We start from the raw sequence: 13,751 nt of genomic DNA on the forward strand, positions 1-13,751 counted from the left end.
CTCCGCGCGCTGCCCGGCCGACTGGTAGTCGGCTTCTAGGTGTTGAAGTACTTGGCTTCGGGGTGGTGCAGCACGAACGCGTCGGTCGACTGCTCCGGGTGCAGCTGCAGCTCCTCCGACAGTTCCACACCGATCCGCCCCGGTTCGAGCAAATCGATCATTTTGGCACGATCTTCCAGATCCGGACACGCGCCGTAACCGAAACTGTAGCGCGCGCCGCGGTATTCGAGATCGAAGAAGCCCTGCGGCTGATCGGGATCCTCGTCGGCCATCGCACCGCCGACGAACGCCAGCTCGCTGCGGACGCGCTGGTGCCAGTACTCGGCGAGCGCCTCGGTCAGCTGCACGCCGATCCCGTGCACCTCCAGGTAGTCGCGGTACGAGTTCGCGGCGAACAGCTCGTTGGCGAAGTCGGCGATCGGCGCCCCCATCGTCACCAGCTGGAACGGCAGGACGTCGACCTTGCCGTCGGCGAGCGCCTGTTCCTTGGAGCGGATGAAGTCGGCGATGCACAGGAACCGCGACCGCTGCTGGCGCGGGAAGGCGAAGCTGTGCCGGATCTGCGACGACGGATCGGGCGACTCGAGCACGTGCACCACGTCGCCCTCGCTGACCGCCGGGAAGTACCCGTAGACGACGGCGGCGTGCTGCAGGATCCCTTCGGTCGACAGCCGATCGATCCACTCCCGCAGTCGCGGACGGCCCTCGGTCTCGACGAGCTCGTCGTAGTCCGGTCCCCCGTCGCCGCGCGTGCCGCGCAGCCCCCACTGGCCCAGGAACAGCGCGCGCTCGTCGAGCATCGCCAGGTAGTCGCTGACCGGGATGCCCTTCACGATGCGGGTTCCCCAGAAGGGCGGGGTCGGGACCTCGTTGTCGGCGGCCACGTCGGAGCGTGCAGGCACCTCGACCGGGACCTCGGCGGCCTTGCGCTTCTCGGCGATGCGCTTGGACCGCTCGCGGCGGGCCTTGCGTTCGGCGACCTTCGCCGCGGCGGCCTTGGCCTCCTCGCTGTCGGGGTCGGGGCCCTCGCCGCGCTTGATGGCCATGATCTCGTCCATCAGGCTCAGCCCTTCGAAGGCGTCGCGCGCATAGCGGACGTCCCCGTCGTACACGTCGGCGAGATCGCCCTCCACGTAGGTGCGGGTCAGTGCCGCGCCGCCGAGCAGGACCGGGAACGAGCTCTTGCCCTGCGAGTTGAGCGCCTCCAGGTTCTCCTTCATCACCACGGTCGACTTGACCAGCAGCCCGGACATGCCGATGACGTCGGCGCCGCTCTCCTCGGCCGCCGACAGGATGGTGGCGATCGGCTGCTTGATGCCGATGTTGACCACGTCGTAGCCGTTGTTGCTCAGGATGATGTCGACGAGGTTCTTGCCGATGTCGTGGACGTCGCCCTTGACGGTGGCGAGGACGATCTTGCCCTTGCCCGCTTCGTCGGTGGCCTCCATGAACTGCTCCAGGTGCGCGACCGAGGCCTTCATGACCTCCGCGGACTGCAGCACGAACGGGAGCTGCATCTGGCCGGAGCCGAAGAGCTCACCGACCGTCTTCATGCCCGAGAGCAGGGTGTCGTTGACGATCGACAGCGGCGGCACCGTCTTGCGGGCCTCGTCGAGGTCTTCGATCAGCCCGTTGCGGTCGCCGTCGACGATCCGTCGTTCCAGCCGCTCGAACAGCGGCAGCGCCGCCAGTTCGGCCGCGCGTGATTCGCGCGCCGAGGCCGCCGAGACGCCCTCGAACAGTTCCATCAGCTTCTGCAGCGGATCGTAGCCGGGGTCGTCCGGACCGTCGGTGCCGCTCTCGCGGCGGTTGTTGTACACCAGGTCGAGGGCGGTCTGCCGGTGCTCGTCCGGAATCCGCGCCATCGGCAGGATCTTCGACGCGTGCACGATCGCGGTGTCGAGTCCGGCCTTCACGCACTCGTGGAGGAAGACGGAGTTCAGCACCTGGCGGGCGGCCGGGTTGAGACCGAACGAGATGTTCGAGATGCCCAGGGTGAAGTGGATCGTCGGATGGGCCTGCTTGAGCCGTCGGATGGCCTCGATGGTCTCGATCCCGTCGCGGCGCACCTCCTCCTGGCCGGTGGAGATCGGGAAGGTGAGGGCGTCGATGATGATGTCCTCCTCCTCCAGACCCCAGTTGGTCGTCAGATCGGTGATCAGCCGTTCGGCGATGGCGACCTTGTGGTCGGCGGTGCGCGCCTGCCCCTGCTCGTCGATGGTCAGCGCGACCACGGCCGCGCCGTGCTCGACGACGTGCGCCATGATCCGCGCGAACCGCGAATCCGGCGCGTCACCGTCCTCGTAGTTGACCGAGTTGACGGCGCAGCGTCCGCCGAGGTGCTCCAGGCCGGCCCGGATGACCTCCGGCTCGGTGGAGTCGATCATGATCGGCAGCGTCGAGGCGGTCGCGAACCGGGAGGCGAGCTCGGTCATGTCGGCGGCACCGTCGCGGCCCACGTAGTCGACGTTGAGGTCGAGCATGTGCGCGCCGTCGCGGGTCTGGTCCTTCGCGATCTCCAGACACTTCTGGTAGTCGCCGCCGATCATCGCCTCGCGGAAGGCCTTGGAACCGTTGGAGTTGGTGCGTTCGGCGATCACCAGGAAGCTCGCGTCCTGGTCGAAGGGCACCGCGGTGTAGAGCGAGGAGGTCTCGGACTCGTGCTGGGGCGCGCGGACGGCGGGCGTGACCTTCGCGACCGCCTCGGCGACCTGGCGGATGTGCTCGGGCGTGCTGCCGCAACAGCCGCCGACGAACTGCAGTCCGTAGTCGGCGACGAACCCGGACAGCGCCGCGGCCATCTCCTCGGGGGTCAGCGGGTACTCCGCGCCGTTCTTGCCGAGGACCGGCAGGCCGGCATTGGGCATCACCGACACCGGGATCCGCGAATGCTTCGACAGGTAGCGCAGGTGCTCGCTCATCTCCGCGGGCCCGGTGGCGCAGTTGAGGCCGACGACGTCGACGCCGAGCGGTTCGATGGCGGCCAGTGCCGCGCCGATCTCCGACCCGACGAGCATGGTGCCGGTGGTCTCGACGGTGACGTGCGTGATGATCGGCAGGTGACGGCCGTACTGGGCCATGGCGCGGCGAGCGGCGATGACGGCGGCCTTGAGCTGCAGCAGGTCCTGCGAGGTCTCGATGAGGATGCCGTCGGCGCCGCCCTCCAACATGCCGAGGACGCACTCGACGTAGGCGTCCCGGATCACCTGGAAGGTGGTGTGGCCCAGGCTCGGGAGCTTGGTGCCCGGACCGATCGAGCCGAGGACGAAGCGATCGGTGCCGTCGGCCGACGGGCCGAACTCGTCGGCGACGCCGCGAGCGATGGAGGTGCCCTTGTAGGCGAGCTCGCGGATCCGGTCGGCGATGTCGTAGTCGCCGAGGTTCGACAGGTTGCAGCCGAAGGTGTTGGTCTCGACGGCGTCGGCGCCCGCTTCGAAGTAGGCGCGGTGGATGTCGGCCAGCACGTCCTGTCGGGTGTCGTTGAGGATCTCGTTGCAGCCCTCGAGATCGCGGAAGTCCTCGAGTGTGAGGTCGGCCGCCTGCAGCATCGTCCCCATCGCGCCGTCACCGATCAATACGCGCCGCGACATCGCCTGTAGGAAGGTCGAGTCGTAGCCGGTGATTGTCGAAGAATGCGATGCCATACCTAGCAGGTTAGTTCGCGCCGGATTCGGCATCGCCGTAGGCTCTGTGGAATGTATTCGAATCCGGACGAAAGTCCTGCTGAGCAGGCAGATCCACGGCGTCGACCGGACCTTCCAGTTTTACGCAGGCCGATTCTAATTGCGGCGTTCTCGGGTTGGAACGACGGCGCCGACGCCGCCACGGCGGCCGTCGAGCACCTGGCGCTGGCATGGGATGCGGCGTCGATCTGGGAGATCGACCCGGACGAGTTCTACGACTACCAGGCCACCCGCCCGACGATCCGGCAGAAGGACGGTGTCACCCGGCGGATCGAGTGGCCGGTGACCAGCGTTTCGGCGTGCGTCCTGCCCGACCACGATCGCGACGTGATCCTCGTCCTCGGCCCGGAGCCGAACTATCGGTGGCGGGCCTTCTGTTCCCGGCTGGTGGATCTGGCGCAGGCGCGGGGCGTGGAGACCGCGGTCCTGTTGGGCGCGCTGCTGGCCGACACCCCGCACACCCGTCCGGTGCCGGTCTCGGGGACCGCCGAGTCCCCGGACTCGGCCAAGCGGCTCGGGCTCGAGCTCAGTCGTTACGAGGGCCCCACCGGGATCACCGGGGTGCTGGCCGATGCGTTCGTGCAGGACGGGATCCCGTCGGTGTCGCTGTGGGCCGCGGTCCCCCACTACGTCGCGCACACCCCGAACCCGAAGGCGACGCTGGCGCTGCTGCGCAATCTCGCGTCGGTGACCGGGCTGCCGATCCCCCTCGGTGCCTTCCCCCAGCAGGCTCAGGAGTGGGAGGACACCATCAGCGAGATGACGATGGACGACGAGGACATGGCCGCCTACGTCCATGAACTCGAACAGGCCTCCGACGAGGATCTGAGCGATGCGATGCTCCGGATCGACGGCGACGAGATCGCCGCCGAGTTCGAGAAGTATCTGCGCCGTCGGGGCGACGGCACCGACTGACCCCGGCTCGTCGTGTCCCCGGCGGGGCCGACTCGGTCAGCCGATCCGTTCGATCTCCACGACCGGCGTCGTGACCCGCCACGTTCGCACCTCGGGGTCGTCGGCGGCGCGGACCCAGAACTGCGCGGGTTCGCCGACGCGGCAGCTCTTCATGCTCAGCAGCGGGATGTCCTGCGAGTCGCGCCGCAGTTCGCTGACCTCCCAGCGGTGGTCGTCGGTGCGGCCGACGCCGGGCGCCCGCAGCAGGGTCATCGCGTCGAGGTCGATGAGGTACGTCGAGGTGCGGGTGAGGACCGTCCAGACGCCTTCAGCGGTGCCGTCGGGGATCTCCTGAACTCGTGCCACGGCCGAAGCCTAGCCGACCGGGGCGATGTCGACACCGAGGAGTGCGTCGACGGCGTCGATCATCAGCGGCCCGGCGGTCGTCGACGACCCGATCCCGAGGATCGTGTCGGCGGCCCAGGCGTCGACGGCGGCGAGCGCCTTCGGCGTGTCGAGGTCGTCGGCCAGGTGCTGTCGGAGCCGGGCCAGAGTGTCGGTGGCGTCGGGTGCGGTCTCCCGCTTGGCGGCGCGACGCCAGTTCGCCAGGCGACGCTCCCCCTGCGCGAGGATGTCGTCGGTCCACATGCGGTCGGCGCGGTAGTGCGCGGACAGCAGACCGAGACGGACCGCGCCCGGGTCGACGCCGGCGGCGCGCAGCTTCGACACCAGCACCAGGTTGCCGAGACTCTTGGACATCTTCTCGCCGTCGAGCCCGATCATGCCGGTGTGCACGTAGTGGCGGGCGAACCGCCGCCCGCCGGTCAGCGCCTCGGCGTGGGCCGCCGAGAACTCGTGGTGCGGGAAGATCAGATCGCTGCCGCCGCCCTGGATGTCGAACGCCATCCCGAGTCGGTTGAGGGCGATCGCCGAGCACTCGATGTGCCAGCCCGGTCGCCCCGGCCCCATCGGCGACTCCCACGACGGCTCGCCGTCGCGGGCCGCACGCCACAGCAGGGCGTCGAGCGGGTTGCGCTTGCCGGGGCGGTCGGGGTCGCCGCCGCGCTCAGCGAAGAAGGTCGCCATGGTCGCGTCGTCGTAGCCGGACTCGTAACCGAACTGGGGCGTCGCGTCGACGCTGAAGTACACGTCGGGGTGGTCCGGGTCGTCGACGACGTAGGCGGCACCCGATTCGAGCAGGGCGCCGACCGCCACGACGACCTCGTCGATGGATTCGACGGCGCCGATGTAGTCGCGCGGCGCGAGCACCCGCAGGGCCGCCATGTCGTCGCGGAACAGGTCGATCTCGCGCGACCCGAGATCGCGCCAGTCGATGCCGTCACGCTGCGCGCGCTCGAACAGCGGATCGTCGACGTCGGTGATGTTCTGCACGTAGTGCACGTCGTGGCCGCCGTCGCGCAGCACCCGGTTGATGACGTCGAAGGTGACGTAGGTGGCCGCGTGCCCGAGATGGGTGGCGTCGTACGGCGTGATGCCGCAGACGTACATGGTCGCGACCTCGCCGGGGCTGACCGGCTTCACCTGCGCGTCGGAGGTGTCGTAGAGGCGCAGCGGGACAGCGGGGCCCGGCACGGACGGGATCGGGGGCGACGGCCACGAATGCATGCCGTCAACTGTATGTGCCGCGCGTGGACGCGGGGATGACCGGGTGGTGCCTGCCGCCGGCCGGGCTCAGAAGGGCGGCCACGGGATCGCCCGGTCGGCGGGCGGGGCCGGCATGATCGGGTCGCCGACCAGCGTCGCCACGCGGCGCGCGAGGGCGTCGATCTCCGCTTCGGTGATCAATGCGGACAGTCGGGTGACCAGTGGTCCGCGCGGATCGTCGAGGGCGGTGCCGAGGCGACGCAGATCGGCGATGTCCGACTCCGGGACCGGGGTGCGGGCCCATCCCCACAGGACGGTGCGGAGTTTGCGTTCGCGGTGCAGGCAGATGCCGTGGTCGATCCCGTACAGCCGCCGGTCCCGGTCGACCAGGATGTGCCCGCCCTTGCGGTCGGCGTTGTTGAGGATCACGTCGAGGACCGCGAGTCGGCGCAGGCGATCGCTGTTCTCGTGGACCAGCACCACGTGGTTGCCGCGCTGGTCGTAGGCGTTCAGGACGCGGCAGTAACCCGGCGGGACGGCGCCGGCCGGCACGATGTCGACGGCCTCGATGCGTTCGTCCCCGGTGCCGTCGTCCCCCGGGCCGTCGTCTCCGTCCCCGTCGTCGGGGTGCGCTGTGATCCACCGCTGGACCATTCCGGGTCCGAGGTCGACGTCGGCGGGTCCGTCCGCGCGCAGCACGGTGTCCGGTATGAGGTCCCAGCCGAGGGCGTCGCTGATCAGATAGGAGGCGACCTCGCGGCCGGCGAGGGTGCCGTCCGGGAAGTCCCACAGCGGTTCCTCGCCGCGGACCGGCTTGTACACGCAGCGCATGGTGACGGCGCCGTCGCTCACCTCGCACGCCACCGTCAGATTGCTGGCCGAGCCGATCGCGCCGAGGACCGTCAGTTCACCGGTGGCGAGCAGGTCGAGGCAGTCTGCGTTCACCGCTCGGTGTCGTCCCCGTCCTCGCCGGTCGCCTGCCCGTCGTCGTTGATGTCGTCGTCGCTGAGATCGTCGTCGTTCATGTCATCGTCGTCGGCCTCATCGTCGTCGCCCTCCTCGTCGACGGTGAACGAGGCGTCGAAGCCCGGCACCAGTCGGCTCAGGCTCGCCAGCACCTCGGGGTCGACGAATTCGAGGGAACGGCTGAACTCGGCATCACGCTTGTAGCCGTTGCTGCGCGCGCAGATGTGCCCGCCCGGATCGAGCGGCTGGTTGCACAGCGGGCACAGGGCGCGGCCGGCGGCGATGACGCGCAGCGAGCGGGCACTGAACTCGCGGGCCGCATCGGCTTTCAGGAAGACGCGGACGGTGTCCGGTCCCTCCTCGGTGTCGTCGAGGATGACGGACTCGTCGAGCGGCTGCTCGGTGGCGGCGAGCAGTTCGACCACGACCGAGCCGGCGTCGGCGTCCCATCCCAGTCCCATCGACCCGACACGGAACTCGGCGTCGATCGGGCTCTCCAGCGGGGAGACGTCGTCGACGTCGGTGACCTCGGGCGGGATCGGCGTGCCGAACCGGCGACGGACCTCGTCGAGCAGATAGCCGAGCCGATCGGCGAGGATGAGGACCTGCTGCTTCTCGAGTTCGACGCTCATCAGCCGCGAGTCCTGCGACACCTGGATGTAGAAGGTGCGGTCGCCCGGCTGGCCGACGGTGCCTGCGACGAAACGGCGCGGGCTCCGGAATTCGTAGATCGTACGGGCCATGAGACCAACGTTACCTTCCGCTGCGGCGCCTCATGCGCCGGTGGAGCCGCCCACCGTGGCGCCCGCGGCCATCGGCGGTCGCGGCAGGTCGAGCACGCCGCTGTTGTTCACCGTGTGGACGTACGGGCGGGCCGGACCGTAGTGGATGACGCTGATGGAGCCGGGGTCGACGATGATCCGCTGGAACTGGTCCAGGTGCATGCCCAGCGCGTCGGCGAGGATCGACTTGATGACGTCGCCGTGCGAGCACGCCACCCACAGTCCGCGGCCGTCGGGACCGCCGTGGCGGCGGTCGAGGTCGCGGACCGTGGCGGTCGCGCGCCGGGACACGTCGAGGAGCCCCTCCCCGCCGGGAAACACCGCGGCCGAGGGCTGCTGCTGCACCACCTTCCACAGCGGCTCGGTCAGCAGATCGGCGATCTTGCGGTTGCTCCACTCGCCGTAATCCACCTCGGCGAGACCGGGTTCGGCGAGGTAGGGCACGTCGCCGCACGCCGACACCAGCGGTTCGACGGTTTCGGCGCAGCGCTGCAGGGGCGAGCGGACCACCGCGGTCAGCTCGGACACCAGCGGGCCGAGGCGGGCGGGCAGATCGGCCGCCTGCGATCGACCGCGGTCGTCGAGGCCGATGCCCGGGGTGCGGCCGGCGAGCAGCCCGGAGGTGTTGGCCGTCGACCGCCCGTGCCGGATGAGGATCACCGTCATGGGGACAGGCTACTGCTACTGGACGATGACGCCGGTCGAGAGCAGCACGATCACCAGCAGGCCGAGCGCGATCCGGTACCCCGCGAACCAGCTCATCGAATGATGCGAGACGAACTTGAGCAGCCAGGCGATCGAGATGTAGCCGAGGACGAAGGCGACCACGGTCGCGACGAGGATCTGGGGACCGCTGGCCGCGACGCCTTCGCCCGCGGGCTCGAAGACGTCTTTGAGGCTGAACAGTCCGGAGGCGAGGACGGCGGGGATGGCGATCAGGAACGAGAACCGGAAGGCCGCCTCGCGTTGCAGACCCACGAACAGGCCGGCGCTGGCCGTGGCGCCGGAGCGGGAGACCCCGGGGATCAGCGCCAGGCACTGGGCGGCGCCCATGATGAGCGCGTCACGACCGGTGATCTTCTCCAGCGGCCGGGCCCGCGACGCGAACCGCTCGGCGGCGATGAAGACGAACGAGAAGGCGATCAGCATGATCGCGACGAGCCAGAGGTTGCGGCCCGCGGTGCGGATCTGGTCCTTGAAGGCGAAACCGAGCACGCCGATCGGGATGGTGGCGAGAATCACGTACCACCCGACGCGGTAGTCGAGCCCGCGCTTGGTCTGGTCGCGCAGACCGGCGAACCAGGCGCAGACGATCCGCCAGATGTCCTTGGCGAAGTAGATGAGCACCGCCAGTTCGGTTCCCAACTGGGTGACCGCGGTGAACGAGGCGCCGGCGTCCTGTCCGAACCAGATCTGCGACACGATCCGCAGGTGTCCGGAGGAGGAGATCGGCAGGAACTCGGTCAAGCCTTGTACGGCCCCCAGCACGATCGCCTGGAGCCACGTCATCGTCTCAATCACGAGCGCTGATGCTACCCATGCACGCGGCCGGGCAAGGCCATCGCGCAAGATGGTGTCATGCGCGTGCGAACCAGAATCTCTGCCCTGCTCATGGCTGTGGCCACCGCCTCCGCACTCACCGCCTGCGGCCAATCCGACGAGGGCCCGAAGCAGAATGTGCCCACTGTCACACCGGCGAGTGCGGCGCAGTCCCCCGCCGGCTCGGCGGCGCCCGCGGGCACGGTGATCGCAGCGTCCGCGGGGACCACGGTGGTGGCGGCCCGCGGCGGCGCGTCGCGGGCCGCGGTCCTCGCCGACGGCGGGCAGACCGTCGAGATCTTCACCGCGCCCGGTGCCGCCGATGCGCCGGCGCCGCTGCGGGTGAAGGTGCCGACGGTGACCGCGCTGACCGCCGAGGGCGACGGCTTCCTGTGCGCGGGCGAGGGCGGTCTGGTCCGCATCGACGCCGCCGGCGCCGTCACCGAGCAGCCGGCCGATCTGCGGGGCGCGCAGGCGATCGCCGTCGCCGCCGACGGGCGGATCCTGGTCGGCACCGACCGCGGGCACCTGCTGGTCTTGGAGCGCGACGGGCGGCTCCAGCGCGACATCGGCGGGTTCGTCGGCATCGAGGACATCACGGTCGCCCCGAGCACGGCCGGCGAGTTCGCCGGCCAGGTGATGGTGCTGGATCGAGCGCAGTCGGCGGTGACGCCGGTCGACATCGACTCCGGCGAACTGAAGGCGGCGCTGCGTGCCGGCGACGGCGCGACGACCGCCATCGTCGACGAGTACGGGCGCGTCCTGGTCGCGGGCACTCGGAACAACGAGGTGTACGCGTTCTACGGCCAGCCGATCATGATGCGCCTGCGCGCCCCCGTCGCCGACAGCCCGTACGCGCTGGCCTTCGACGATCAGCGCAAGCTGCTGTGGGTCTCGAGCACGGCGACCAACGAGATCACCGCCTACGCGCTCGACACGGGTGAGGCGGTCGAGAAGCATCGGATCCCGAGCGTCCCGCAGGTCACCTCGATGGACGTCGATCCGGTCAGCGGCGCGCTGCTGGTCCTGTCCGGGCGCGACGGTGCGCTGCAGGTCGTCGCCCCCGATGCCGTCAAGTAGCCGCACTCCCCGATCGACGAAGGCAGAGACCCCATGCTGAACATCCTGAACCGGTTCCTCTATCCGCCGCTGCTCAAGCTCATGTTCCTGGTCGACCCGGAGCGAATCCACCGGATCGTCGCCGCGGTGATCCGGAGCGCAGGACATGCGCCCGGTCTGCGCACCGTGATGGCCCGGCTGTTCGCCCGACACGACCCAGTTCTGCGCAACGAGGTCTTCGGTGTCGACTTCCCGGCCCCCGTCGGGCTGGCCGCCGGCTTCGACAAGAGCGCCTCGAGCGTCAACGCGTGGGGGCAGCTGGGCTTCGGTTTCGCCGAGATCGGCACGATCACCGGGCAGGGGCAGCCCGGCAATCCGGCGCCGCGACTGTTCCGCCTCCCCGCCGATCGGGCGCTGATCAACCGGATGGGCTTCAACAATCCCGGCGCCGACGCCGCCGCGGTGAAGCTGGCGCGGCCGCGACCGGGACCGGTCCGGGTACCCATCGGCGCCAACATCGGCAAGACGAAGGTGGTGCCGGTCGAGTCGGCGGTCGACGACTACCGGCACAGCGCGCGTCTGCTCGGCCCGCTCGCCGACTTCGTGGTGGTGAACGTCAGTTCCCCCAACACCCCGGGTTTGCGCGACCTGCAGGCCGTCGACTCCCTGCGCCCGATCCTGGCCGCCGTTCTGGAGGCGGTCGACAAGCCGGTTCTGGTGAAGATCGCCCCCGACCTGTCCGACGAGGACGTCGACGCGGTCGCCGATCTGGCACTCGAGCTGGGCCTGGCGGGGATCGTCGCGACCAACACCACCATCCGACGCGACGGGCTGGTCACCCCGGCGGCGGTCGTCGCCGACTGCGGGGCGGGAGGCCTGTCGGGTGCGCCCGTCGCCGATCGATCCCTGGAGGTGCTGCGTCGGCTCCATGCGCGCGTCGGGGGCCGGATGGCGTTGATCAGCGTCGGCGGGATCGAGACCGTCGAGCAGGCCTGGGAGCGGATCTGCGCGGGCGCCGACCTGCTCCAGGTCTACACCGGCTTCATCTACGGCGGTCCGGTGTGGCTGCGTGAGTTGAACGAGGGCCTCGCCGCCCGCGTCCATGCCGCGGGCTTCCGGTCGATCCGCCAGGCGGTCGGCTCGATGGCCTGACCCGCCATGACCCGAGCCCCATGACCTGAGCCCCCCGCGGGGTGCAAGACTGCGGCTCCAAAAGACTGAGGCTCCAACGAGTGCGGCGCTCGGCCGGCTACTCGGAGGGCTGCTCGTAGATGCCGGTGAGGACACCTCGGGCGATCGCCCTCGAGTAGAGGTTGAAGCCGAGGAATCCCGGGGTCGCCGACTCCGGCAGGTCCAGGGACTCCACGTCCACCGCGTGGACGGCGAACATGTAGCGGTGCGGACCGTGGCCGGGAGGCGGTCCGGCGCCGACGAACTGCTTGAGGCTCGCATCGTTGCCCAGCGTGACGGCCCCGGCCGGCAGGTCCGCCGAGCCGGGGCTGCCCGCGCCGGTCGCGAGCGAGGTGACCGAGGCCGGGATGTCGGCGACGGCCCAGTGCCAGAAGCCCGACGCCGTCGGCGCATCCGGATCGAAGCAGGTGACCACGAAGCTCTTGGTCTCTGCCGGGAAGCCCGACCAGCTCAGCTGCGGGGAGACGTCCTCCCCGCCGGCCCCGAAGATCGCCGACACCTGCGGCATCGGCAGCGTCTGTCCCTCGGTGAAGTCGGACGAGGTCACCGTGATCTCCGGCAGCGGCGGTAGCGCCTCATACGGGTGGTAAGTCGTCACAATCGGATCCTTTCGACGAATCACACTCTGCCGACAGCAGTCAGCAGTTGCGGAGGAAATGCTCGAAAACCTTGGTACCGAACAGAACCGAGTCTACGGGCACCCGTTCGTCGACACCGTGGAACAGGGCCGCGAAGTCGAGGTCCGGCGGCAGCTGCAGCGGCGCGAAGCCGAAGCAGCGGATTCCGAGCTTGGCGAAGGCCTTGGCGTCGGTGCCGCCCGAGAGCATGTAGGGCACCGCGCGCGCGTTCTCGTCGTGGGCCAGCAGCGCATCGCTCATCGCCGTCACCAGGTCGCCGTCGAAGGTGGTCTCGTAGGCGTCCAGATGGGTGATCCACTCGCGCTTGACGTTCGGTCCGATGAGCTCGTCGATCGTCCGCTCGAACTCCTCCTGCCGCCCGGGCAGCACTCGGCAGTCGATGACGGCCTCGGCGTGCTGCGGGATCACGTTGGCCTTGTAGCCGGCCGAGAGCATGGTCGGATTCGCCGTGTCGCGCAGGGTCGCGCCGATGATCCGGGCCAGGTTGCCGATCTTGAACAGCGCCGATTCCAGGTCGGGGGTCTCGGGGCTGAAGTCGAGCCCGGTCTCCTCCGACAGCGCGGTGAGGAACTCGCTGACCGACTCGGTCATCACCAGTGGGAACCGGTGGGCGCCGATGCGGGCGACCGCTGCGGCGATCTCGGTGACGGCGTTCTCGGCGGCCAGGAACGAGCCGTGGCCGGCCTGGGCGTCGCAGGTGAGCTTCATCCACGACAGCCCCTTCTCCGCCGTCTCGACCAGATACAGCCTGCGCACGGTGCCGTCGGGTCGGTCAACGGTGAGCGAGAAGCCGCCGACCTCGCCGACCGCCTCGGTCACCCCGTCGAACAGGTCGGGGCGGTGCTCGATCAGCCAGTGCGAGCCCCAGGTGCCGCCGGCCTCCTCGTCGGCGAGGAAGGCGAAGACGAGATCACGCGGCGGGACCGTGCCCTCGCGTTTGAACTGCCGAGCCAGGGCCAGCACCATGCCGGCCATGTCCTTCATGTCGACCGCGCCCCGACCCCAGATGTAGCCGTCCTGGACCGACCCGGAGAACGGATGGACGCTCCAGTCGCCCGCCTCGGCGGGCACCACGTCGAGGTGGACGTGGATCAGCAGGGCACCGCGGCCCGGATCGGCGCCGGCGAGCCGGGCGAAGACGTTCCCTCGGCCGGGCCTGCCCGATTCGACGTACTCGGTCGTGTAGCCGACCTCTTCGAGTTGCGCCGCAACCCATTTGGCACAGTCGGCCTCTCCCTTGGTGGTCTCGGGCACCCCCGTGTTCGACGTGTCGAAGCGGATGAGCCGACTGACCAGATCGACAACTTCATCGGTCGCGCGTAAGCCTGTCACCTCTTCATTCGTAGGGGATTTGGGATCCGGGGGCAACAGTGGTTATTGTTATGCGGCGCGAG

At 69.6% G+C, this 13,751-nt stretch carries 12 protein-coding genes; 3 read left to right on the forward strand and 9 right to left on the reverse strand.

Annotated elements, in window-relative coordinates:
• Positions 1 to 35: 35 nt before the first annotated feature.
• Entirely contained in the window at positions 36 to 3,644 is a 3,609-nt protein-coding gene (gene metH, locus AAFO60_RS00115; RefSeq protein WP_347954128.1) for a methionine synthase, read from the reverse strand.
• 51 nt (positions 3,645 to 3,695) lie between these two features.
• Between metH and AAFO60_RS00120 the strand changes: the two genes are divergently transcribed.
• A complete protein-coding gene (locus AAFO60_RS00120) occupies positions 3,696 to 4,598 on the forward strand; it encodes a PAC2 family protein (RefSeq protein ID WP_347954129.1) in 903 nt (300 codons plus the stop codon).
• A 36-nt stretch (positions 4,599 to 4,634) separates the two neighbouring features.
• Here AAFO60_RS00120 and AAFO60_RS00125 read toward each other — a convergent pair whose 3' ends face one another.
• The 6 genes from AAFO60_RS00125 to AAFO60_RS00150 form a co-directional block, all read right to left on the reverse strand.
• Positions 4,635 to 4,943 carry a hypothetical protein gene (locus tag AAFO60_RS00125; protein WP_347954130.1) on the reverse strand — a complete coding sequence of 103 codons (309 nt, stop codon included), beginning with the start codon at positions 4,941 to 4,943 and terminating at the stop codon, positions 4,635 to 4,637.
• A gap of 9 nt (positions 4,944 to 4,952) precedes the next feature.
• On the reverse strand, positions 4,953 to 6,203 hold the full coding sequence (gene mshC, locus AAFO60_RS00130; protein WP_347954131.1) for a cysteine--1-D-myo-inosityl 2-amino-2-deoxy-alpha-D-glucopyranoside ligase: 1,251 nt from the start codon (positions 6,201 to 6,203) through the stop codon (positions 4,953 to 4,955).
• A 66-nt stretch (positions 6,204 to 6,269) separates the two neighbouring features.
• Positions 6,270 to 7,127: an SCO1664 family protein gene (locus AAFO60_RS00135; protein WP_347954132.1), complete on the reverse strand. Its 858-nt coding sequence runs from the start codon at positions 7,125 to 7,127 to the stop codon at positions 6,270 to 6,272.
• Positions 7,124 to 7,891 carry a DUF3090 domain-containing protein gene (locus tag AAFO60_RS00140; RefSeq protein ID WP_347954133.1) on the reverse strand — a complete coding sequence of 256 codons (768 nt, stop codon included), beginning with the start codon at positions 7,889 to 7,891 and terminating at the stop codon, positions 7,124 to 7,126. The genes AAFO60_RS00135 and AAFO60_RS00140 overlap by 4 nt, the downstream gene beginning before the upstream one ends.
• Positions 7,892 to 7,921: 30 nt before the next feature.
• On the reverse strand, positions 7,922 to 8,596 hold the full coding sequence (locus AAFO60_RS00145) for an MSMEG_4193 family putative phosphomutase (RefSeq protein WP_347954134.1): 675 nt from the start codon (positions 8,594 to 8,596) through the stop codon (positions 7,922 to 7,924).
• A gap of 15 nt (positions 8,597 to 8,611) precedes the next feature.
• A complete protein-coding gene (locus AAFO60_RS00150) occupies positions 8,612 to 9,451 on the reverse strand; it encodes an undecaprenyl-diphosphate phosphatase (RefSeq protein ID WP_347954135.1) in 840 nt (279 codons plus the stop codon).
• Positions 9,452 to 9,541: 90 nt separating this feature from the next.
• Between AAFO60_RS00150 and AAFO60_RS00155 the strand changes: the two genes are divergently transcribed.
• Positions 9,542 to 10,549 (forward strand): hypothetical protein, encoded by a 1,008-nt coding sequence (locus AAFO60_RS00155; RefSeq protein ID WP_347954136.1) that lies wholly within the window; start codon positions 9,542 to 9,544, stop codon positions 10,547 to 10,549.
• Between the two features lie 33 nt (positions 10,550 to 10,582).
• On the forward strand, positions 10,583 to 11,680 hold the full coding sequence (locus AAFO60_RS00160) for a quinone-dependent dihydroorotate dehydrogenase (RefSeq protein ID WP_347954137.1): 1,098 nt from the start codon (positions 10,583 to 10,585) through the stop codon (positions 11,678 to 11,680).
• Positions 11,681 to 11,777: 97 nt separating this feature from the next.
• On the opposite strand, the gene AAFO60_RS00165 is transcribed toward AAFO60_RS00160, so the two are convergent.
• Positions 11,778 to 12,317, reverse strand: a complete 540-nt coding sequence (locus AAFO60_RS00165) for a YbhB/YbcL family Raf kinase inhibitor-like protein (protein WP_347954138.1) — start codon at positions 12,315 to 12,317, stop codon at positions 11,778 to 11,780.
• A 40-nt stretch (positions 12,318 to 12,357) separates the two neighbouring features.
• Positions 12,358 to 13,689: a M20/M25/M40 family metallo-hydrolase gene (locus tag AAFO60_RS00170; protein WP_347954139.1), complete on the reverse strand. Its 1,332-nt coding sequence runs from the start codon at positions 13,687 to 13,689 to the stop codon at positions 12,358 to 12,360.
• Positions 13,690 to 13,751 lie beyond the last annotated feature (62 nt).

It is taken from the genome of Gordonia aichiensis, from assembly GCF_039946255.1.
Lineage (GTDB): Bacteria > Actinomycetota > Actinomycetes > Mycobacteriales > Mycobacteriaceae > Gordonia > Gordonia aichiensis_A.

Coding starts and splice junctions, on each gene's coding strand:
- metH (WP_347954128.1), bottom strand. CDS start 3,644: ATGGCATCGCATTCTTCGACAATCACCGGCTACGACTCGACCTTCCTA.
- AAFO60_RS00120 (WP_347954129.1), top strand. CDS start 3,696: ATGTATTCGAATCCGGACGAAAGTCCTGCTGAGCAGGCAGATCCACGG.
- mshC (WP_347954131.1), bottom strand. CDS start 6,203: ATGCATTCGTGGCCGTCGCCCCCGATCCCGTCCGTGCCGGGCCCCGCT.
- AAFO60_RS00140 (WP_347954133.1), bottom strand. CDS start 7,891: ATGGCCCGTACGATCTACGAATTCCGGAGCCCGCGCCGTTTCGTCGCA.
- AAFO60_RS00145 (WP_347954134.1), bottom strand. CDS start 8,596: ATGACGGTGATCCTCATCCGGCACGGGCGGTCGACGGCCAACACCTCC.
- AAFO60_RS00155 (WP_347954136.1), top strand. CDS start 9,542: ATGGCTGTGGCCACCGCCTCCGCACTCACCGCCTGCGGCCAATCCGAC.
- AAFO60_RS00160 (WP_347954137.1), top strand. CDS start 10,583: ATGCTGAACATCCTGAACCGGTTCCTCTATCCGCCGCTGCTCAAGCTC.